Here is a 20,496-nt window from a genome sequence, read left to right on the forward strand (position 1 = left end):
TCCTTCAGGAGCGGGGTCGGCCGGCGTCGTCCTGGCCGGCCGGACGGGTCCGTGCGATGTCCGCATGGGGCCCTTCCGGCCGCCGGGACCCCTCCCGCACGCCGGGCCTCTCCGGCGTGCCGGGTCCCCCCTGCACACGAGGGGCCTCCTGCGCACGAGTGCCTGACGGGTTCCGCCGCAGCCGCATCCACGCCCCGTACAGCACCAGGCCGGCCGCCAGGCCCGCGCCGGCGCCGAAGCACGCGGTCGGGATGATGTCGAGGGGCGTGTCGATATGCCCGAAGTAGGCGTACCACCGGGCACATCGGTGGACGACGCCCAGCACCAGGCACAGCGCGAGGAGCGCACCGGCCCATCGGCGTCCGGCCCGCCCCAGCACCGGCACGGAGTCCGGGACCGGGGCGGGCCCGGTGCGCCGCAGCCCCGTGTACACGAACCACCCCAGTACGACCAGGGCCACGGCCGACGTGCCGTACTGGACGATCTGGAACACCGGGTGGCCGCCGACGCTCCGGCCGAGGACGGGGATCAGCTCGGTGCCCCACCGGCCCTGGTGGGTGAAGGCGTCCCACACGACATGGGTGCCCGCCCCGATGACGGCGGACAGGACGAACCACACCGCCTCGGACGGGACGAGCCTGCCCGGCTCACGGCGCCGGCCCCGTACGAAACCGTGCACCCGCCCCCGCACAGCCCCCGGCAGCAACGCCACGAGGGGTTCGCGCAGCATCAGCCACAGCGCCACCAGGGCCCCGGAGATGAGGACATCCACGGTGAACACTCCCCACACGGCATGTGTCACCTCGCCGAACTCCATGGCTCCCGGCACGACCGTGTCCGCGTAGTAGGTGATGTCCGGCGCGAACGACCCGGCGACCAGCGCCGAGGCGATGAACGGCCCACGGCCCGCCCCGGACCTGCGGATTCCCGGAAGCACGGCGGCGGCATGGCTGAGTGTGAACGGCATGGCGGCAAGTATGCGCGAGGCCGCGCCACCCGCCCGACGGCCCTGTCGAGATGACAGCCGGGCAGCTGAGAAAGAGGTGAGAACCCGTCGGGGCCGTGTCCGGGCGCCGGGAGTTGTCGTAGGGTCGCCTGAGTTCTCGCGCGGGGAGCGCGGACAGCCGTCGACGGGGAGGGACCAGATCGCATGGCAGCGCAATTCGGCCGCAGACTGCGCAGGGGAGCCACCACAACGGCGGTGGCAGCCGCTGCCGTAGCCGCACTCTCCGCCTCCCAGGCTCCCGCCACGCCCCAGGCCGGCAGTGCCGCGGACGACCGGGCGGCGGCCGGCGGGACCACGACCGACGACAGCGCGGCCACGGGCAACTCGCCGTACTACACGGACCTTCCGCCGCTCGACACACCCAACAAGCCCGGCACGTCGGTGGATCTGCCGGTGACCGGCAGCGCCGAGGCGGGCATACCCGCCTCCGTCCTGGCCGCCTACAAGAAGGCCGAGCAGGACCTCGCGCGCACCGACGCCGCGTGCCGGCTGCCGTGGCAGCTCCTCGCCGCGATCGGCAAGGTCGAGTCGGGCCAGGCCCGCGGCGGGAAGGTCGACGCGAACGGCACCACCCTGACCCCGATCCTCGGCCCGGTGCTCAACGGCCAGGGCTTCGCCCTGATCAAGGACACCGACGGCGGGGCGTACGACGGCGACGCGACCCATGACCGCGCGGTCGGCCCGATGCAGTTCATCCCCTCCACCTGGGCGACCTGGGGCCAGGACGGGAACGGCGACGGGCGCAAGGACCCCAACAACATCTACGACGCATCGCTGGCCGCCGGGCGCTACCTCTGCGCCGGTGACCGCGACCTGTCGCTCGCCACGGACCTCGACGGGGCGGTGCTGAGCTACAACCACTCGACGGAGTATCTGCGCACGGTGCGCTCCTGGTTCGAGTACTACAAGCGCGGCACCCACGAGGTCCCGGACGGCACCGGCGTCCTCCCGGCCGGCACGGGCAGCGGCGGCACGTCCTCCCCGTCCCCCACGCCCAGCGGGACACCCACGCCGGGCAGTTCGTCGTCGCCCACCCCGCCGGCGACCACCGAGCCGACCACTCCGCCGTCCACGACGCCGCCGCCCACCGAGCCGACGACGCCGCCGACCACACCCCCGACCACGCCCGACCCGGCCGAGACCTTCGCCACCCTGGAGAACGCGGGCACCGGCACCCTCACCGCCACGGCCGGCGAGGAGTTCGGCGAGCGCGTCACCGTCCGGGCGAAGAACGCGCTCGGCGACCCGCTCGCCAAGACCCCGGTCACCTTCACCGTCGTCGGCGGGACGGACACCCGTTTCGACGGGGAGAAGAGCACCGTGACCCTCAGGACCGGAGCCGACGGCACCGTCACCGCCCCCGTCCTGACAGCCGGTGAGAAGACGGGCGACTTCACGGTGACGGCCGTCGCCGGCACCACCGAGAAGCGCACCCTGACCTACGAGGCGAGCGTCACGGCCCGGGTGGCGGACACCATCGCCAGAACCGACGACAAGGACCTCACGGCCGCCCCCGGCACCGAGTTCGCCGACCGGGTCGAGATCAGGACGACGTACAAGGACACCGGGGTGGCGGACACCGCCGTCACCGCCACGATGATCACCGATGCGGAGAAGCCCGCCGAGAACGACAAGGGCCCGTACTTCGAGGACGAGGACGGCGAGCCGGTCCGCACCCTGGACCTGACGACGGGCGACGACGGGCTCCTGAAGCTCCCGAAGATCTACGCCGACGACACGGAGGGCACCTACACGCTGCGTCTCACCACCGCGGGCGGAGCCACCCTGACCATCGAGCTGAAGATCGAGGCGCCCGAGGCCGAGTAGTCGCCGAGCGGGCGGCAGTCACGTAAGGCCCCAGGCGTGGCAGCCACCGACCGCTTCAGTCGCGGCGCAGCCGTGCCGAGGTGAAGCGGGTCGCCCGCGTCGTCGTCGGGTCCTCGGGCCACGGGTGCTTCGGGTAGCGGCCGCGCAGTTCCGCGCGTACGCCCCGGTACCCGTCCCGCCAGAACGACGCCAGGTCCGCAGTCACCGCGGCCGGGCGCCCGGCGGGTGACAGCAGGTGGACCAGGACGGGCACCCCCGCGACCCGGGGCGTCTCGGTCAGCCCGAAGAGCTCCTGGAGCTTCACCGCGAGCACGGGCTGCTCGCCGCCGTAGTCCACCCGGATCCTGGACCCGCTCGGCACCTCGATGCGCTCAGGGGCGAGCTCGTCGAGCCGGGCCGCGTCGCCCGTCGCCCACGGCAGCAGCCGCCGCACCGCCTGCCCGGCGTCGATCCGGGCCAGATCCGCGCGGCGGCCGGCGCGCGACAGCTCGGGCTCCAGCCACGCGTCGGCGCGGGCCAGCAGCGCGTCGTCCGAGACGTCGGGCCACGGCGCCCCCAGCACCCGGTGCAGGAACGCGAGCCGCAGCCGCAGCTGTTCGCTGTCCCGGGTCCACCGCAGCAGCCCGGGCCCCTCGCGGCGCAGCCCCTCCAGCAACGCCCCGCGCACCAGCTCGGGGGCCGGCCGCCGCAGCGCCCGCACCGACAGCTCGACGGCCCCGAGGCGATCCACGGAACGGGCCACCACATCGCCGCCGGTCCAACGGACCTCATCGCCGGAGAACGCCAGATGCCCGGCGGCCAGCCGTGCCGTGTCCTCGTCGAGGACGGCCGCAAGCCGCACCCGGGCGGACGCGGCATGGGCGGGCCGGTCGGCGACCGCGACCGCGAGCCATGGCGCGCTGCGCAGCCGTGAGCCGTCCCGCAGCTCGGCGCCCGTGCCCGACACCATGAGGAACGCCCCTTCGCCCCTGGCCCGCGCCACCCGCTCCGGGAACGCCAGGGCCGCCACAAGACCCACGGCCGCGTCGTCCGTGCCCGCGCCGCTGCCCGTGGAGCCGTCCCTCGTGGAGCCGAGCGCCCGGGAGAGCCGCCGCACCTCCTGCCGCCAGCGCGCCGCGTAACCGTCACCGCCGCGCCGGGCCGTACGCAGCGCGTGTGCCAGATCGTCGCCGTACTCCCGTGGCGGCTCCTCGCCGATCAGCGCCACCACCTCCGCGGCTCGCCGGCCGCCGATCTCGTCCGCGCCGTCCAGGAGGGCACGGGCCAGCCGGGGGTGCAGACCGAGCCGGGACATCCGGGCGCCCCGGTCCGTCGCACGCCCCGCCCCGTCCACCGCGCCGACCGCCGTCAGCACCTCCCGTGCCGCACCCATGGCGCCCGCGGGCGGCGGGTCGAGGAGCGCGAGCCCCGAGGCGTCAGGATCGCCCCAGCACGCCGCCTGCAGCGCGAACGCCGCCAGGTCGGCCACCTTGATCTCGGGGGAGGGGAACGCGGCGAGCCGCCCGTCCTCGGCCTCGTCCCAGCAGCGGTACACCGCGCCCGGAGCCTCACGCCCCGCACGGCCCGCGCGCTGGCGCCCCGCCGCCCTCGACGCCCGTACGGTCGTCAGGGCGGCAAGACCGCGCGCATGGTCGGTACGCGGCTCCCTGGCGAGGCCGGAATCCACCACGACCCGCACGCCGGGCACCGTCAGGGACGACTCCGCGACGGACGTCGCGAGCACCACCCGGCGCCCGCCCGAAGGACCGGCCAGCACCGCGTCCTGCACCGCGGCCGGTGCGCGGCCGTGCACCTGGAGCACCTCCGCGCCGATGCCCCGGAGCTGCCCGGCCACCCGGCCGATCTCGCCGACCCCGGGCAGGAAGCACAGGACGTCACCTTCGCGCTCGGCGAGCGCCCTGCGCACCACCGCGGCCACATGCGTCAGCAGCGCCGGGTCCACCCTCATGCCGTGCGGCGGCCTGACCGGTCCCGCGGGCGGCGCCCACACGACCTCGACCGGGTGGGAGACGCCCTGCGCCTCGACCACCGGGGCGTCGCCCAGCAGCCGCGCCCAGCCCGCCGCGTCCGTCGTCGCGGACGCCGCCACCAGCCGCAGATCGGGCCTGAGCGTCCCCCGTACGTCCAAAAGGAACGCGGCGGCGGTGTCCGCGTCCAGATGACGCTCGTGGCACTCGTCGATGATCACCACGTCGGTCCCGGCCAGCTCCTGGTCGCGCTGGAGCCGCTGGAGCAGCACCCCGGTGGTCACGACCTCCACGACCGTGCCGGGCCCCACCTCGCGCTCGCCGCGCACCGTGAACCCGACCCGGCCGCCGGTCCGTTCCCCGAGCAGCCACGCCATCCGCCCTGCGGCGGCGCGTGCCGCGATCCGGCGCGGCTCGGCGACGAGCACCCGGCGCGCAGGGCCGCCGCCGGTCAGCCCGGCGAGCACCAGGGGCACGAGGGTCGTCTTGCCGGTCCCGGGCGGCGCGCACAGCACCGCGGCGCCCCGCTCGTCGAGCGCGCGCTCCAGGGCGGGCACAGCGGTGCGTACGGGCAACTGGTCCAGGGCGTCGGTACGGATCACGCCCCCAGTCTCGTACGGCCGGCGCCCGCGCCCCGAACCGGCGGTCTCAGCCCCGCTCGCAGACGAAGATCGCCGTGCCTGGGATCAGATGGCCACGCAGCGGGGACCAGCCGCCCCACTCCTGGCTGTTCCAGGCCGGCCACTCCGGCTCCACGAGGTCGACCAGCCGGAAGCCGCCGGCCACCACGTCCCGCACCCGGTCGCCCAGCGTCCTGTGGTGCTCCACGTACACCGCGTCGCCGCTCTCGTCCTGCTCCACGTAGGGCACGCGGTCGAAGTAGGAGGCGGAGACGGAGAGCCCCTCGGGACCCGGCTCGTCGGGGAACGCCCAGCGGATCGGGTGCGTGACCGAGAAGACCCAGCGGCCCCCGGGCCGCAGCACCCGGCGCACCTCGCGGAACACCTGGACCGGGTCGGCCACGAAGGGCACCGCGCCGTAGGCGGAACAGGCCAGGTCGAAGGAGCCGTCCCGGAAGGGGAGCCGGCCGGCGTCCGCCTCCACGAGGGGAAGACCGCCGCCGATCCGCAGGGCGTGCTGGAGCTGGCGGTGGGAGAGGTCGAGGGCCACCGGGCGGGCGCCCCGGGCGGCCAGCCAGCGCGAGCACTGCGCGGCGCCGGCCCCGATCTCCAGGACGTCCAGGCCCTTCAGGTCCGACGCCGGGCCCAGCAGGGCGGCGTCGGCCTCGTCCAGCCCCTCGGGACCCCAGACGAAGCGGTCGTCCCCGAGGAACGCTCCGTGGTCGCTCTGGTACTCGTCGGCGTTGCGGTTCCACCAGCCACGGCTCGCCCGGCTGCTCTCCGCCTCACCGGCCGCCCGCCGGGTCGCATCGGGTTCGGACTCGTAGGTCTCTTGGCTCATCGTGCCCGTCGTTGTAGTTTGCCTTCACCCGCTGCGTGCGGGTGCCTCCCGGGCCGTGCGGGTGAGCACGCCCGTGTGCGCGCGACACACCGATGTGGCCTCGGCGAACGTGAGTCGTGCCGGGAATGGGGCGGTGTGCCCCGGGTGTGCGCCTTCGCGCATTGACCCTGTCCGGCTGCCCCCGTATGCTACAAGTTGCGCCGCGAGCCTGCGCGCTTCAGACCTAGCAGGCCGCGCTCGCTCTGTTGCATGTCCCCTCGGTTGTCGAGGCGCCTCTCCGGATGACGGATCGGTGCTTTCCAGGCTGTCCGGCTTCTGCAGAGGCGATACGGGCTCTCGGCGTAGCAGTACCTACGACTCACTGTCCGTACCGGAGCCCTTTCCCACATGACGAGCAGCACCGAGACCACCGCCACCACTCCGCAGGTTGCGGTCAACGACATCGGCGACGCGGACGCGTTCCTCGCGGCGATCGACGAGACGATCAAGTACTTCAACGACGGCGACATCGTTGACGGCGTCATCGTCAAGGTTGACCGGGACGAGGTTCTCCTCGACATCGGTTACAAGACCGAAGGCGTCATCCCGAGCCGCGAGCTCTCGATCAAGCACGACGTCGACCCGAACGAGGTCGTCAAGGTCGGCGACGAGATCGAGGCCCTTGTTCTCCAGAAGGAGGACAAGGAAGGCCGCCTGATCCTCTCGAAGAAGCGCGCCCAGTACGAGCGCGCCTGGGGCACCATCGAGAAGATCAAGGAAGAAGACGGCATCGTCACGGGTACCGTCATCGAGGTCGTCAAGGGTGGTCTCATCCTCGACATCGGCCTCCGTGGCTTCCTCCCGGCGTCGCTCGTCGAGATGCGTCGTGTCCGCGACCTCCAGCCCTACGTGGGCAAGGAGCTCGAGGCCAAGATCATCGAGCTGGACAAGAACCGCAACAACGTGGTCCTGTCCCGCCGCGCCTGGCTCGAGCAGACGCAGTCCGAGGTCCGCCAGACGTTCCTCACGACCCTGCAGAAGGGTCAGGTCCGCTCCGGCGTCGTCTCCTCCATCGTCAACTTCGGTGCCTTCGTGGACCTGGGTGGCGTCGACGGTCTCGTGCACGTCTCCGAGCTCTCCTGGAAGCACATCGACCACCCCTCCGAGGTTGTCGAGGTCGGTCAGGAAGTCACCGTCGAGGTCCTCGACGTCGACATGGACCGCGAGCGCGTCTCGCTGTCGCTCAAGGCGACGCAGGAAGACCCGTGGCAGCAGTTCGCCCGTACGCACCAGATCGGGCAGGTCGTTCCCGGTAAGGTCACCAAGCTCGTTCCGTTCGGTGCGTTCGTGCGCGTCGACGAGGGCATCGAGGGCCTGGTCCACATCTCCGAGCTGGCCGAGCGCCACGTCGAGATCCCGGAGCAGGTCGTCCAGGTCAACGACGAGATCTTCGTCAAGGTCATCGACATCGACCTCGAGCGCCGTCGCATCAGCCTCTCGCTGAAGCAGGCCAACGAGGCGTTCGGTGGGGACCCGGCCTCGGTCGAGTTCGACCCGACGCTGTACGGCATGGCCGCGTCGTACGACGACCAGGGCAACTACATCTACCCCGAGGGCTTCGACCCCGAGACCAACGACTGGCTCGAGGGCTTCGAGGCTCAGCGCGAGGTCTGGGAGACGCAGTACGCCGAGGCGCAGCAGCGCTTCGAGCAGCACCAGGCCCAGGTCATCAAGTCCCGCGAGGCCGACGAGGCCGCCGCTGCCGAGGGTGCTGCCGCCCCGGCCGGCGCTGCTGCCCCGGCTGCCTCCGGCGGCAGCGGTGGCGGCGGCGGTTCGTACTCCTCGGAGTCCACGGACAACTCCGGCGCCCTGGCGTCGGACGAGGCCCTGGCCGCCCTGCGCGAGAAGCTGGCCGGTGGCCAGAGCTGACGCTCTGACACCAGCCGCTCATCGGCGGCGGTAGCTGTGGAGCTGTAGGTGAGGCCCGTCCCCTCCGGGGGGCGGGCCTCACTCATGTCCGGACACGGAACCCCGGGGCGCCGCCACCGGGCAGAGGAAACGGGCGGGATGCACGAGTAGCTGACGGCTCGTCACGCCCGCTTGCGGGGAAGGCGGTCACGGTGCTGCACAGCCGCGTGCCGACATGACCGGCGGGTGAATCAGGCGTGGGTGGGAATGCCGTGGCGGGGTGGGGTGTTCTTGTCCAGGAACACGAGGAGGAGCGGTAACCGTGCCTGATCCGCAGAGTTTGTACGAATGGGAGCCGAAGGGCCTGGCCGTCGTCGACATGGCGCTGGCCCAGGAGTCGGCCGGTCTGGTCATGCTCTACCACTTCGACGGATACATCGACGCGGGTGAGACCGGCGAGCAGATCGTCGACGGCCTGCTCGAGACGCTGCCGCACCAGAGCGTGGTCCGCTTCGACCACGACCGGCTCGTCGACTACCGGGCCCGCCGCCCGCTGCTGACCTTCAGGCGCGACCGGTACACGGCGTTCGAGGCGCCGGCCCTTGAGGTGAAGGTCGTCCAGGACGCCACGGGCGCCCCCTTCCTGCTCCTGTGCGGGCCGGAGCCCGACGTCGAGTGGGAGCGGTTCGCCGCAGCCGTGGAACAGATCGTGGAGCGGCTCGGCGTACGTCTCGCGGTCAGTGTCCACGGCATCCCCATGGGCGTCCCGCACACCCGCCCCGTCGGCCTCACCCCGCACGGCAACCGCACCGACCTGATGCCCGGGCACCGCAGCCCCTTCGATGAGGCGCAGGTCCCCGGTTCCGCCGAGGCGCTCGTGGAGCACCGGCTGATGGAGGCCGGGCACGACGTCCTGGGCGTCGCAGCGCATGTACCGCACTACGTCGCCAGGTCCGCCTACCCCGACGCCGCGCTCACCGCCCTCGAGGCGGTCACCGCGGCGACCGGACTGGTCCTGCCGTCGCTCGCGCACACCCTGCGCACGGAGGCGCACCGCACCCAGACGGAGATCGACCGCCAGGTCGGCCAGGGTGACGAGGAGCTCGTCTCGCTGGTCGAAGGGCTGGAGCACCAGTACGACGCGGTGGCCGGGTCCGAGACCCGGGGCAATCTCGTCGCGGAGCCCGCCGATCTGCCGTCGGCTGACGAGATCGGCCGCGAATTCGAACGCTTCCTCGCGGAACGTGAGGGCGATTCCTGAGGCGGCCTCCGGCCGGAGGCCGCCGGGGCACTAGGCTCGGCGCATGCTGAAAGTGGGCCTGACCGGCGGGATCGGCGCCGGCAAGAGTGAAGTGTCACGGCTGCTCGCGGGGTACGGAGCCGTACTCGTCGATGCCGACCGGATCGCCCGCGAGGTCGTCGAGCCCGGCACCCCCGGGCTCACCTCCGTTGTCGAGGCCTTCGGTCCGGGAATCCTCCGCCCCGACGGGACCCTGGACCGGCCGGCGCTCGGCTCGATCGTGTTCGCCGACCCTTCGCGCCTGGCCGCGCTCAACGCCATCGTCCACCCGCTGGTCGGGGCCCGTTCCGCGGAGCTGGAGCGGGCCGCGGGGCCCGGCGCGGTCGTCGTCCACGATGTCCCGCTGCTCACGGAGAACGGTCTCGCCCCGCTCTACGACCTGGTCGTGGTCGTCGACGCGAAGCCCGACACCCAGCTCGACCGGCTCGTACGGCTGCGCGGGATGACGGAGTCCGACGCCCGTGCCCGTATGGCGGCCCAGGCCACCCGCGAGGAACGGCTGGCCATCGCCGATCTCGTCGTCGACAACGACGGCTCGCTGGAGGACCTGGAACCCCAGGTCCGCACGGTCTGGTCCCAGCTCACCGAGCGGGCCGCGGCCGGCTGACCCGGCGCCGGCGGAATACGAGCGCCCCGCCGGGTGTTGAGGTCCGGGAGGCGAGGGGAAGGACAGGTCCGTGCCCGAGAGCAACCCGGAAACGCATGTCATCGACTTCCGCGCGGCGGAGCAGCTGCTCGCGGCGCGTGACCCGCGGGGTGCGGTCAAGCTGCTCGACTCGGTGATAGCCGCCCACCCGGAGAACACCGCGGCCCGGCTGCTGCGCGCCAGGGCCTTCTTCGCCGCGGCCCAACTGCGCCCGGCCGAGCTCGAATTCGAGCTGGTCCTGGAGCGTGAGCCGGACAACGCCTTCGCGCACTTCGCCCTGGCCCGCACCTTCCAGCGCGCCAACCGCCCCGGACAGGCCACACGCCACTTCAGGCTGGCCGCCGCGCTCGACCCGAATCCGGAGTACCTGCGGGCGGCCCGCTTCGACGACCGCCCCTGACGGCGCGCGGCCCGGCTCAGCGCCGGCCCCGGCGCCGGGCGGGTTCGTACGGGGGGACGTCCCGGTCCGGCTGGTAGTGCGAGCCCTGCCGGATCCGGCGGACGACGAAGCAGAGATCCGTGACCGCGACGAGCAGCAGCACACCGCAGGCGGTCGCCCAGCCCGCACGCCCGGTGACCACGAAGGCCACCAGACCGGCCACGGCCCAGACCATGCCCCACAGACTCAGCCAGAGTCGCATCCGCAGGGGACTGCGGGCGGTGGACGGTTCACTTCCGGTACGCATCGGCATCGCCTCTCCCCTCCAGCATGACCCCGCGCCGGGGCGTACGGAAACCGGCGTACTTCGGTGCGCGGGGACGCGGCGCCGGGGAACGGCGCCGCGCCCCGGACCGTTCTGGCGGGTATGAGCGGACAACTGGTACGTGAGGGGCACACAGGGACGGGACCCGGCGCGATCACACCGGACGGCTGTGCGGTCGAGCTGTACGGACGCCTGTCCGTCGGCAGCGAACCCGAGGTGATCGCCTCGGTCCTGCGACCGGGGGCGAGCGTGCTCGAACTGGGCTGCGGGGCGGGCCGGGTGACGCACCCCCTGGTGGGACTCGGCTTCGAGGTCACCGCGGTGGACGAGTCGGCGCAGATGCTGGAGCGGGTCAGCGGCGCCCGCACGGTCCGCAGCCCCATCGAGGCGCTGGATCTCGGCGAGGAGCGGTTCGACGCCGTGGTGCTGGCGTCGTTCCTGGTGCACACGAGCGATCGCCGGGTCAGGGAAGGGCTGCTGGCGACCTGCCGCAGACATGTGAAGGACGACGGAGTCGTCCTCATCCAGCGGGAGGGTGCCGACTACCACTCGAATCTGCCCCGGGAGAGGGAGGACACAGCCGCGGGCTGCGTCATCCGGATCCTCTCGGCGGACCCCGTCGGCGACGGCGTGGACGAGGTGCGCGCGGAGTACGTCTTCGACGACGCCCGCTGGACCCAGACCTTCCGGTCACGGCAGCTGTCCGTGGAGCGGTTCGAGGAGTATCTGGGGGAGGCCGGGCTCGCCGTCGACCGCTACCTCACCCCGGACGGCATCTGGGCCCTGGCCCGCCCCGTGCGGACGTGAGGCGCTCCGGTCAGTGGACGAACCGGTAGCTCCGCCAGGGCAGGGCGCGCGCGGCGTTGGTGTCGGAGAACGTGGTCGCCACATAGGCGCTCGCGCGTCCGGTGCAGTCCTTGGTGGAGTAGAGGACCAGGTCGGCCATGGTCCGGTTGTCGATCTTGCCCGCGCCGGCCGGGTCCATCGTGTGGCAGCCCTTCACCGACGGGCTGTGCACGGTGACGACCTTGGCCTGGTCCTTCTCGACGCTGTAGGACACCGGCCCCACGGCCGTGCGCCCGAGGCCGGAACATCCCGTGACGGTCAGGGTGAGCAGGACCGCGCCTGCGGCGATGCCGGCACGTCGGCGGAGAACGGTGGGGGGCACGGTGACGGCCATGGGCGGGTCCTCGTCTGCTCGTCCGGCTGCTCATCGGTACGTACGTCGCAAAGACGTGCTGGCGCTGGCCACCCTGCCCCGTCGCCCGGGTGCCGGCATCCGGTGCTCGGCCGGCCGGGGCCACAGGCACCCGTACGGAGGTTCGAGGGTGAGTGAAAGTGGGCATATCGTGTTAAAGGGCCCGATGAACGAGTGGGTGCGATGACGCATCCCCGAGGCAGGGGGCCGTGAGATGGTCCAGGATCTGTTGGTCGCATTGGTGGCGCTGCTCGCGGGCGGCCTGCTGTACACGATGGCCGCCGCCCGGGTGGTCAAGCAGTACGAACGGGGTGTGGTGCTCCGGCTCGGCCGGCTCCACGACGCGGTGCGACGGCCGGGCTTCACCATGGTCGTCCCGGGTGTCGACCGGCTCCGCAAGGTGAACATGCAGATCGTGACGATGCCCGTGCCCTCCCAGGACGGGATCACACGGGACAACGTCACGGTGCGGGTGGACGCCGTCATCTACTTCAAGGTCGTGGACCCGACGAGCGCGGTGATCCAGGTGGAGGACTACCAGTTCGCGGTCTCCCAGATGGCGCAGACCTCCCTCAGGTCGATCATCGGTAAGAGCGATCTGGACGATCTGCTGTCCAACCGCGAGAAGCTGAACCAGGGACTGGAAGTCATGATCGACAGCCCCGCGGTGGGCTGGGGCGTGCAGATCGACCGGGTCGAGATCAAGGACGTCTCGCTGCCGGAGACGATGAAGCGGTCGATGGCCAGGCAGGCCGAGGCCGACCGTGAGCGGCGTGCGCGGGTCATCAACGCCGACGCGGAGCTGCAGGCGTCGAAGAAGCTCGCCCAGGCCGCGCAGCAGATGTCGACCCAGCCGGCGGCGCTGCAGCTGCGGCTGCTGCAGACGGTGGTCGCGGTCGCGGCCGAGAAGAACTCCACGCTGGTCCTGCCCTTCCCGGTGGAGCTGCTCCGCTTCCTGGAGCGCGCGCAGGGGCAGCAGCAGCCCACCGCGGAGCAGCCCGCGCAGACGCCCGCTGCGGACCCCTCGACCGGGGACCCGGGTGTCGTGGGTGCGGACGTACCCGGTGCGGATGTGGCGGGTGCGGATCCGGTCGTGGAGCAGACCTTCACGGACCAACCGCTCCCGGACCAGCCCCTCGAAAGCGCGGTGCCGGAGCCGGGCGTGGTGCCGGAGTTCGACTCGGACGTGCTCCCCGAGTTCGAGACGCAGGGGACGCAGGAGACGGAGGAGACGGAGCGGTCGACGGGGGAGCCGTCGCAGGAGTCGTCCGGTCGCTCCCGTTTCGGCCGCCTCAGCCGTCACTGAGATCCTGGTGCTCGCCTTCGGAACGTATCCCGCCAGGCCACACACATGATCATTTGAAGGCACCGCCTAGACTCGCGAGGAGCGGGAGGAAGCATCGACGGAGCGAGTCGGGAGGGGGCGGTGGACATGGCGGACCAGGACCAGGACCAGGACGTCACCGAAGGCCGGCTGCTGCGGTGCGCCGCGGTCTTCCTGCCGGCGGCACTGCCCCGTGAGGGCAGGATCGCCTTCTGGGACCCCGAAGGCGCCGCGGTGTTCCCCGCCGCGGGTCAGGACCGTACCGTCACCCGGCTCACGGTCGTCGGCGCGCACGGCGGGGAGGTCCGCACCCGCACCGTGCCCGCCGTGGTGCTCCCCGTCGGAGAGGCCGTGCCCCTGCTCGCGCGCGCCCGGCACCGTGCGACGGCCCATCCCGCCACCCGCGCGTGGGGCGCCGCCGCTCTGCACGCGCTGACCCTCGTGGCGCGTGGCAGGCTGCTGCCCGGGCTGACGGCCGACGATCACGACGCCTGGCGGGCCGGGCCGCGTGACGCCGAGGACATCGCCCATCTGCGGGCCGTCGCCGCCTCCATGCCGCCCGAGGGACACGCCGTCCCGCTGGAGGGCACACCCCCGCGCGTCCCCGAACCCCGTGCCCTGCTCGGCGCGTTCATGGACGCCGTCGCCGACACCCTGCCCCGCACGCCCGCCGCCGCCCACGCCATGGGCGCGCCGTTCGCGGCCCGCGAGGCACAGCATCTGCCCGAAGCGCGGGCGTGGGCCGTCGATGTGGCCGCCGGACTCGACGCGGGGGTACGCGTCTCGCTGCGGCTCGACCTCTCGGCGTACGACCTCTTCGACTCCTCCGACGCCACCGGCGGTGACGCCACCGGCGGTGACGCCACGTCCGGCAGCGCGGCAGCGGCGCGCCATGCCGCCGCCGCGATCACCCAGGTGCACAGCCTGGCCGATCCGACGTACGTCACCGACGCGGCCACGCTGTGGAGCGGCGGTGCGGGTGAGCCCTTCGGGCCCAGGGCCCGTGTCGACGCCGTCCTCGCGCTGCGCCGCGCGGCCCGTGTCTGGCTGCCGCTGGAGCGGCTGCTTGACCAGCCCGTGCCCGATGTGCTCGCCGTCACCGAGGACGAGCTCCAGGAGCTGATCGGTGTGGCCGGAGCACGGCTCGCCGAGGCCGGGGTGGCCCTCCACTGGCCCCGGGAGCTCGCCCGCTCGCTCAGCGCGGCGGCCGTGGTCCGCCCGGCGCCCGGGTCGGCCACCGACGGCACGTCCTTCTTCGACGCCGAGCAGCTCTTCGCGTTCGACTGGCAGCTCTCCCTGGGCGACGACCAGCTCACCGAGGCGGAGATGGACACCCTGGCCGAGGCGCACCGGCCGGTGGTGCGCCTGCGCGACCAGTGGGTCGTCGTGGACCCCGAGCTCGTCCGCAAGGCACGTAAGCGGGGGCTCGGGCTCCTGGACCCGGTGGACGCGCTCGCCGTCGCCCTCACCGGCAGCGCCGAGGTCGACGGCGAGCAGGTCGAAGCCGTACCCGCCGGAGCACTCGCCGCGCTCCGCGCGCGCATCCTGGACGAGGACGCCACCCTCCCGGCGCCGCCCGGTCTGGACGCCACCCTGCGCGACTACCAGCTCCGCGGCCTGGCCTGGCTGGACCGTATGACGTCGCTCGGCCTGGGCGGCTGTCTCGCCGACGACATGGGCCTCGGCAAGACGATCACCGTCATCGCGCTCCATCTGCACCGCGGCCTCGCCGCACCCACCCTGGTGGTCTGCCCCGCGTCCCTCCTCGGCAACTGGCACCGGGAGATCAACCGCTTCGCACCCGGGGTCCCCGTGCGGCGCTTCCACGGTGCCGAACGCACCCTCGAAGGCTCCGACGGCGGTTTCGTCCTCACGACCTACGGCACCATGCGCTCCAGCGCCGAGCAGCTGGCCGGGCACACCTGGGGGCTGGTCGTCGCCGACGAGGCGCAGCACGTGAAGAATCCGCACGCGTCGACGGCCAGGGCGCTGCGCACCATCCCCGCCCCGGCCCGTGTCGCGCTGACCGGCACGCCCGTCGAGAACAACCTCTCCGAGCTGTGGGCGCTGCTCGACTGGACCACACCAGGACTGCTCGGCCCGCTCAAGGCGTTCCGCTCCCGGCACGCCAGGATCGTCGAGAACACCGGAACCGCCGCCGGCCTGGGCAACGAGGAGGCGGTCGAGCGGCTCTCCCGGCTGGTGCGCCCCTTCCTGCTGCGCCGCAAGAAGTCGGATCCGGGCATCGCGCCCGAGCTGCCGCCCAAGACCGAGACCGACCACCCGGTCTTCCTCACCCGGGAACAGGCCACGCTCTACGAGGCGGCCGTCCGCGAGACCATGGCGTTCATCGAGCAGTCGGAGGGCATCGCACGGCGCGGCCTGATCATGAAGCTGCTGGGCTCGCTCAAGCAGATCTGCAACCACCCCGCGCAGTATCTGAAGGAGCAGCCGACCCGGCTCGCGGGCCGCTCCGGCAAGCTCGCCCTGCTCGACGAACTCCTCGACACCATCCTGTCCGAGGACGGCTCCGTCCTGATCTTCACCCAGTACGTGTCGATGGCCAGGCTCCTCGCCGCTCACCTCGCCTCCCGTGCGATCCCCTCCCAGCTGCTGCACGGCGGCACGCCGGTGCCCGAGCGCGAGCGGATGGTGGACGGCTTCCAGTCCGGTGAGGTCCCCGTCTTCCTGCTCTCCCTCAAGGCGGCCGGGACGGGGCTGAACCTCACCCGGGCCGCCCATGTCATCCACTACGACCGGTGGTGGAACCCGGCGGTCGAGGAGCAGGCCACCGACCGCGCGTACCGCATCGGCCAGACCCAGCCCGTGCAGGTGCACCGGCTGATCGCCGAGGGCACCGTCGAGGACCGCGTCAGCGAACTGCTCAGGTCGAAGCGTGCGCTCGCCGACGCGGTGCTCGGCTCGGGCGAGAGCGCCCTGACCGAGCTCAGCGACCGTGACCTGGCCGATCTCGTCTCGCTCCGGAGGACGTCATGAGCCCCGGTGGGAGCCCCGCGGCCCGCCCGGGCCCCGACGACCTGCGGCGCACCTTCGAAGCGGTGCCCGCCCGTGCGTCGGACGCCGGGGGGCCCTTCGCCGACAGCTGGTGGGGCCGGGCCTGGGTGGACGCGCTCGAATCCCTCTCCATGGACGAGGGCCGGCTCGCCCGCGGCCGTACGTACGCCGACGGAGGCCATGTCGCCGCGGTCACCGTCACCCCGGGCCGGGTCATCGCCTACGTGCACGGCAGCCGCCCGCGGCCCTACCGCGCGGAGCTGCGCCTGCGTACGTTCTCGGCGTCCGACTGGGACACCCTCCTGGACGCCGTGGCCGCCAGGCCGGGGCATCTGTCCGCGCTCCTCGACAAGGAGATGCCGCACTCCCTGGTCGACACGGCGGGGGAGACCGGCGTCCGGCTGCTGCCCGCCGCGGGTGATCTGGACCCGGACTGCTCCTGCCCGGACCGGGGCTGGCCCTGCAAGCATGTGGCGGCGCTCTGCTTCCAGACGGCCAGGCTTCTGGACAGCGACCCGTTCGTCCTTCTGCTGATGCGCGGCCGGGGCGAGCGCGAGCTCCTCGAAGAGCTGGGCCGGCGCAACGCCGAGCACTCGGCGCGCGAGCGCCCCGAGACCCCCGCGATGCCCTCGCTCCCGGCCGACGAGGCACTCGGGGGACGCTTCCTGCCGCCACTGCCCGCACCGCTGCCCGTGCCGTCCCACCCGGGGGAGCCGCCGGCCTACCCCGAGCTGCCCGGCGCCCGCGACCCGCTCGGCCTCGACCACCTGGCCACGGACGCGGCGGCCCGCGCCCATGCGATGCTCACCACGGGCGACGACCCGCTCGGCGGGCTCAGCACCTGGCAGGACGCCGTGCGGATCGCCGCGTCCAGGCCCACCGCCGGGCTCACCGGCACGACCCGGGCGCTCTACCGTGAACTGGCCTTCGCCACCGGCCGCAGCACGACGGAGCTGGCCCGTGCCGTCGCCGCCTGGCGGCAGGGCGGCGCCGAGGGACTGGCGGTCCTGGAGGCGCCCTGGGACCCGCCGGCCGGCCCGTTCGACCGGGCGCGGCCCGCCCTCGCCGCGGCCGACCACCCGCGCTTGACGCCCTGGCGCAACCACCTGACCGACGCCTCGGGCACCCTCCAGCTCCGCTTCGGCCACGACGGCCGCTGGTACGGCTACGAATCCGACCCGGGCGAGGACGACTGGTGGCCCCGTGCCACCCCGGACCCCGACCCAGTCACCGCGCTCACATCGCTGCGGGGCTGACCTCGGGCGCGTACGTCAGCTCGCCAGGAACACCAGCAGGGCGATGAGGACGAACAGGACCGCGAACAGCGGGAGCGCCACCCCACGCGCCTTGCGGAAGGACTCGTTCTCCTGAGCGGCCCGTCCACGGGAGGCCTCGTGGGAATCGGCCAGATGCTCCCAGGCCATGGCGTCGAGCCTTCGCGTGGTCAGCAGGGACGGGGACCAGCCGCAGTGCGCGCAGACGAGGAAATCGCGGTAGGGGTCGTACCGGAAGTCACGCTCGATGTTCACCGTGAACACCTGGTCCCCGGGCCCGATGGCCGTGAAGTGGCGTATCGCCGCACCCATGTCGACTGCTCCCTGCTCTCGTGCCCGACGGTGAGCGCCGGTCCATGAACCCGGCTGCGGAACTGTAGCCAACGGGAGGACGATGGCGTCATCTGCGGACAGGGGGCGTGCATGAGCGGGAAGCCGGTGCCGGGCGTGGTGACATGGGGGCTGCTCGCCGCCTGGGCGCTGCACGATGCGGAGGAGCTGGCCACCATGGCCCGATGGGCCGCGGCGGCCGGGCCCCGCCTCCAGGAGCGCTTCCCTCGGGTGCCGGACGCGGTGTGGCGGCGGATGGACCTCTCACAGCGCGAGGTGAACACCGCCATCGGTCTGATGGGCGGGGTGATCGCCGCAGCCTCCGCCGCCGGCGCGCGCACGGGAGGCCGCAGCCCCTTCTTCGGGACGGTGCTGGCCGGCTTCGGGCTGCACGGGGCGGTCCACCTCGCCCAGTCGGCGGCGTACCGCGGTTACACCCCGGGTGTCGTCACCGCCCCGCTGGTCGTCATCCCGTACTCGGTCTGGGCCGTGCGGCGGCTGGCGGCGGCCGGCGTGCCGGTCGGGGGCGGGCGTTCGGCCGCCGTGGGTCTGGCGCTGTTCCCGGTCGTCGCCGGCGGAGTGCAGGGGCTCGCCCGGCTGCTGAGCAGGGGACGCTGAGCAGAGGCGCCGAGCAGAGGCGCCGAGCAGAGGCGCCGAGCGGCCGGCGGGCGGTGCGGGGCTCAGAAGTCGGCGAGGGTGCGTGCGTCGAGCCGGGCCACCGACTCCTGGGCGTACGCCTTCTCGTAGGCGGTCCGGATCCGCTCGATCTGCGGGTCCCGCCGGCGGGCCTCGGACGCCGGGTACAGCAGGATCAGTTCGTACGAACGCTCCCGCTCGATCACCCCGCCGGAGTCGCGCCACTGCCCCCGGCCCTCCTGGAACGTGAGGCCTTCAGGGAAGCGCGGGGTGACCACACGGTCGATGAACGACCGGAACTGCGCGTCCGTCACATCGGGCCCCCCGTCGGGGCGTTGGGTGCCGAAGAGGAGCCGGGTCTCGACATGGACCGTGCCCCGTCCGACGGGAGCGCCGCCCGCCGCGGTGGTGGGCGGCGCGTCGTCGCCGAGGGTGGCGTACGCGATCGGCGTCCCCCCGGCCAGCACGGCACAGGCCGTGACGGCGGCCGTGAGCGCGGTGCGCCTGCCGGAACGCTCCCGACGCGGCTCCCGCTGTGTACGCGGACGTGGCAAGACGGTCTCCAGGGACGGCCGGACAGGGGCGCGCCCACCGTGGCACGGGAGCCCCACGCCCACGCGGCGGAACAACCTGATCCCGGCCGAACCACCCGTAATGGTGAGCCGCTACGCGCCTGTTGCCGCACCACGGCGACTCACCCCCCGCCCGCGCCCCGCCACTACCCCGGCAGGGTCCACCGCTGGGCATCGGTGCCGTTGCAGTCGTAGATCTGGAGCCGGGTCCGGTCGGTGGTGGAGCCGGCGGGGTCGTCCAGACAGCGGCCGGACTGCGGGTTGACCAGGGAGCCGTTCGCACCGGCCTGCCAGCGCTGTGCGCCGCTGCCGTTGCATTCCCACAGCTGTACGAGCGTACGGTTCGCGGTGCCTCCGTCGGCCACGTCAAGACAGCCGCCCATGGCACGCAGGGTCCCGCCGGCCCCCGGGACGACCGCCCAGGACTGTGCGGCGGCGCCGTTGCAGCTGTAGAGCTGGACCGCCGTGCCGTTCGCCGTCCCGGAGCCGGCCACGTCCACGCACTTGTCGGCGAACGCGGAGCGGACCGGGCCGGTGCTTGTCGTGCCGGTGGCGGCGAGGGAGGTTTCGACCAGCCCCGCGGCGGCGTTCATCCCGGCCTCGTTCGGGTGGTAGGTCGCCCGGCCCGTGGCGGGTGTGTACGTCTCCACCCAGGGCGATGAGGAGCAGGCGTCGTGCCCGTGGCTCGCTCCTGCCAGGTCCACCAGGGTCGCGCCGGTCGCCTGTGCCGCCGTACTCGTCGCGTCGGCGAGCCGGGTGCCGATGCTGCGCTCGAACGCCGCCTGGTCGGCGGTGAGCGGAACTCCGGTGCAGACACCGGAATCGGGGAGGAGGGTGAAGTAGCTGACCAGCAGCACCTGTGCCTGTGGGGCGGTGGCGTGGACGGCGTTGACGACGTTCTCCAGCCGGCCTGTCAGGGTGTCGAAGTTCTTGTTGATCGCGTCCTGGTCGACGGTGCCGCAGTCGCTACCGCCGCTGGTCAGACAGGAGTAGACGTTGATGCTGCCCAGGTAGTCGACGTCGTTGCCGCCGATGGTCACCGTGACGAGTCGGGTGTCCGCGGTGACGGCGCTGATCTGCGGCGCCTGCCCGCCCTGGCTGTCGGTGAGGATGTTGGCGGTGGTGGCCCCGCTGCAACTGACGTCGGTGAGGCGTGCGCCGGTGTCACGGGCGATGACACTGGGGTAGTTGTTCGCCGACCGCGAGCACGAGGCGGCTCCGCTGCCGGACTGGACGGGCGGTATACCGGGGCCCGCGGCGAACGAACTGCCCATCGCCACATAGGCGAGGCCGGTGTCCGCTGTGGAATCAGCTGTGGCGGTGGTGACGGCCGGTCCCGTCAACACCAA

At 72.9% G+C, this 20,496-nt stretch carries 18 protein-coding genes; 10 read left to right on the forward strand and 8 right to left on the reverse strand.

Annotated elements, in window-relative coordinates; all coding sequences use genetic code 11:
- Positions 1-4: 4 nt before the first annotated feature.
- Entirely contained in the window at positions 5-967 is a 963-nt protein-coding gene (locus OG623_RS27160; RefSeq protein ID WP_406149996.1) for a DUF4184 family protein, read from the reverse strand.
- Between the two features lie 183 nt (positions 968-1,150).
- On the opposite strand from OG623_RS27160, the gene OG623_RS27165 reads away from it, so the two are divergent.
- Positions 1,151-2,833, forward strand: a complete 1,683-nt coding sequence (locus tag OG623_RS27165) for a lytic murein transglycosylase (RefSeq protein ID WP_406149998.1) — start codon at positions 1,151-1,153, stop codon at positions 2,831-2,833.
- 55 nt (positions 2,834-2,888) lie between these two features.
- Here OG623_RS27165 and hrpB read toward each other — a convergent pair whose 3' ends face one another.
- Positions 2,889-5,402: an ATP-dependent helicase HrpB gene (hrpB, locus tag OG623_RS27170; RefSeq protein ID WP_406149999.1), complete on the reverse strand. Its 2,514-nt coding sequence runs from the start codon at positions 5,400-5,402 to the stop codon at positions 2,889-2,891.
- Between the two features lie 46 nt (positions 5,403-5,448).
- A complete protein-coding gene (locus OG623_RS27175) occupies positions 5,449-6,261 on the reverse strand; it encodes a class I SAM-dependent methyltransferase (RefSeq protein WP_406150000.1) in 813 nt (270 codons plus the stop codon).
- Positions 6,262-6,648: 387 nt separating this feature from the next.
- On the opposite strand from OG623_RS27175, the gene rpsA reads away from it, so the two are divergent.
- From rpsA to OG623_RS27195, 4 genes are all read left to right on the forward strand, one after another.
- On the forward strand, positions 6,649-8,169 hold the full coding sequence (rpsA, locus tag OG623_RS27180; RefSeq protein WP_362887253.1) for a 30S ribosomal protein S1: 1,521 nt from the start codon (positions 6,649-6,651) through the stop codon (positions 8,167-8,169).
- A gap of 301 nt (positions 8,170-8,470) precedes the next feature.
- Complete coding sequence (locus OG623_RS27185) at positions 8,471-9,409, forward strand: PAC2 family protein (protein ID WP_406150002.1); 939 nt, start codon at positions 8,471-8,473, stop codon at positions 9,407-9,409.
- A 43-nt stretch (positions 9,410-9,452) separates the two neighbouring features.
- Positions 9,453-10,055 (forward strand): dephospho-CoA kinase, encoded by a 603-nt coding sequence (gene coaE / locus OG623_RS27190; protein ID WP_406150003.1) that lies wholly within the window; start codon positions 9,453-9,455, stop codon positions 10,053-10,055.
- Positions 10,056-10,125: 70 nt separating this feature from the next.
- Entirely contained in the window at positions 10,126-10,494 is a 369-nt protein-coding gene (locus OG623_RS27195; protein WP_406150005.1) for a tetratricopeptide repeat protein, read from the forward strand.
- A 16-nt stretch (positions 10,495-10,510) separates the two neighbouring features.
- Here OG623_RS27195 and OG623_RS27200 read toward each other — a convergent pair whose 3' ends face one another.
- Positions 10,511-10,780 (reverse strand): DUF6343 family protein, encoded by a 270-nt coding sequence (locus OG623_RS27200; protein WP_406152020.1) that lies wholly within the window; start codon positions 10,778-10,780, stop codon positions 10,511-10,513.
- 120 nt (positions 10,781-10,900) lie between these two features.
- On the opposite strand from OG623_RS27200, the gene OG623_RS27205 reads away from it, so the two are divergent.
- Positions 10,901-11,605, forward strand: coding sequence for a class I SAM-dependent methyltransferase (locus OG623_RS27205; protein ID WP_406150007.1), 705 nt, complete (start codon positions 10,901-10,903; stop codon positions 11,603-11,605).
- Between the two features lie 10 nt (positions 11,606-11,615).
- On the opposite strand, the gene OG623_RS27210 is transcribed toward OG623_RS27205, so the two are convergent.
- The gene (locus OG623_RS27210) at positions 11,616-11,978 is read right to left on the reverse strand and encodes a hypothetical protein (protein ID WP_406150009.1); all 363 of its coding nucleotides are present in this window, start codon (positions 11,976-11,978) and stop codon (positions 11,616-11,618) included.
- A gap of 232 nt (positions 11,979-12,210) precedes the next feature.
- Here OG623_RS27210 and OG623_RS27215 point away from each other — a divergent pair, with 232 nt between their 5' ends.
- From OG623_RS27215 to OG623_RS27225, 3 genes are all read left to right on the forward strand, one after another.
- Positions 12,211-13,302, forward strand: a complete 1,092-nt coding sequence (locus tag OG623_RS27215; RefSeq protein WP_406150010.1) for a slipin family protein — start codon at positions 12,211-12,213, stop codon at positions 13,300-13,302.
- 126 nt (positions 13,303-13,428) lie between these two features.
- Positions 13,429-16,317, forward strand: coding sequence for an SNF2-related protein (locus tag OG623_RS27220; RefSeq protein WP_406150011.1), 2,889 nt, complete (start codon positions 13,429-13,431; stop codon positions 16,315-16,317).
- Complete coding sequence (locus OG623_RS27225) at positions 16,314-17,591, forward strand: SWIM zinc finger family protein (protein WP_406150013.1); 1,278 nt, start codon at positions 16,314-16,316, stop codon at positions 17,589-17,591. The genes OG623_RS27220 and OG623_RS27225 overlap by 4 nt, the downstream gene beginning before the upstream one ends.
- A 15-nt stretch (positions 17,592-17,606) precedes the next feature.
- Here the strand turns inward: OG623_RS27225 and OG623_RS27230 are convergent, their stop codons facing one another.
- Positions 17,607-17,921, reverse strand: a complete 315-nt coding sequence (locus OG623_RS27230) for a hypothetical protein (protein WP_406150015.1) — start codon at positions 17,919-17,921, stop codon at positions 17,607-17,609.
- Between the two features lie 111 nt (positions 17,922-18,032).
- On the opposite strand from OG623_RS27230, the gene OG623_RS27235 reads away from it, so the two are divergent.
- Positions 18,033-18,557 carry an HXXEE domain-containing protein gene (locus OG623_RS27235; RefSeq protein WP_406150017.1) on the forward strand — a complete coding sequence of 175 codons (525 nt, stop codon included), beginning with the start codon at positions 18,033-18,035 and terminating at the stop codon, positions 18,555-18,557.
- Positions 18,558-18,619: 62 nt separating this feature from the next.
- Here the strand turns inward: OG623_RS27235 and OG623_RS27240 are convergent, their stop codons facing one another.
- Together OG623_RS27240 and OG623_RS27245 are read right to left on the reverse strand one after the other, a co-directional pair.
- Positions 18,620-19,129: a DUF3574 domain-containing protein gene (locus OG623_RS27240; RefSeq protein ID WP_406150018.1), complete on the reverse strand. Its 510-nt coding sequence runs from the start codon at positions 19,127-19,129 to the stop codon at positions 18,620-18,622.
- A gap of 164 nt (positions 19,130-19,293) precedes the next feature.
- Positions 19,294-20,493: a ricin-type beta-trefoil lectin domain protein gene (locus OG623_RS27245; RefSeq protein WP_406150019.1), complete on the reverse strand. Its 1,200-nt coding sequence runs from the start codon at positions 20,491-20,493 to the stop codon at positions 19,294-19,296.
- Positions 20,494-20,496: the final 3 nt, after the last annotated feature.

The sequence above is a fragment of the Streptomyces sp. NBC_01012 genome (assembly GCF_045162755.1).
In the GTDB taxonomy this organism is placed as follows: Bacteria; Actinomycetota; Actinomycetes; order Streptomycetales; family Streptomycetaceae; genus Streptomyces.

Excerpts from the sequence above, each read along its gene's own strand:
- coaE (WP_406150003.1), top strand. The coding sequence starts at position 9,453 with ATGCTGAAAGTGGGCCTGACCGGCGGGATCGGCGCCGGCAAGAGTGAA.
- OG623_RS27165 (WP_406149998.1), top strand. The coding sequence starts at position 1,151 with ATGGCAGCGCAATTCGGCCGCAGACTGCGCAGGGGAGCCACCACAACG.
- OG623_RS27220 (WP_406150011.1), top strand. The coding sequence starts at position 13,429 with ATGGCGGACCAGGACCAGGACCAGGACGTCACCGAAGGCCGGCTGCTG.
- OG623_RS27205 (WP_406150007.1), top strand. The coding sequence starts at position 10,901 with ATGAGCGGACAACTGGTACGTGAGGGGCACACAGGGACGGGACCCGGC.
- OG623_RS27175 (WP_406150000.1), bottom strand. The coding sequence starts at position 6,261 with ATGAGCCAAGAGACCTACGAGTCCGAACCCGATGCGACCCGGCGGGCG.
- rpsA (WP_362887253.1), top strand. The coding sequence starts at position 6,649 with ATGACGAGCAGCACCGAGACCACCGCCACCACTCCGCAGGTTGCGGTC.
- OG623_RS27230 (WP_406150015.1), bottom strand. The coding sequence starts at position 17,921 with ATGGGTGCGGCGATACGCCACTTCACGGCCATCGGGCCCGGGGACCAG.
- OG623_RS27215 (WP_406150010.1), top strand. The coding sequence starts at position 12,211 with ATGGTCCAGGATCTGTTGGTCGCATTGGTGGCGCTGCTCGCGGGCGGC.
- OG623_RS27210 (WP_406150009.1), bottom strand. The coding sequence starts at position 11,978 with ATGGCCGTCACCGTGCCCCCCACCGTTCTCCGCCGACGTGCCGGCATC.
- OG623_RS27160 (WP_406149996.1), bottom strand. The coding sequence starts at position 967 with ATGCCGTTCACACTCAGCCATGCCGCCGCCGTGCTTCCGGGAATCCGC.
- OG623_RS27200 (WP_406152020.1), bottom strand. The coding sequence starts at position 10,780 with ATGCGTACCGGAAGTGAACCGTCCACCGCCCGCAGTCCCCTGCGGATG.
- OG623_RS27225 (WP_406150013.1), top strand. The coding sequence starts at position 16,314 with ATGAGCCCCGGTGGGAGCCCCGCGGCCCGCCCGGGCCCCGACGACCTG.
- OG623_RS27235 (WP_406150017.1), top strand. The coding sequence starts at position 18,033 with ATGAGCGGGAAGCCGGTGCCGGGCGTGGTGACATGGGGGCTGCTCGCC.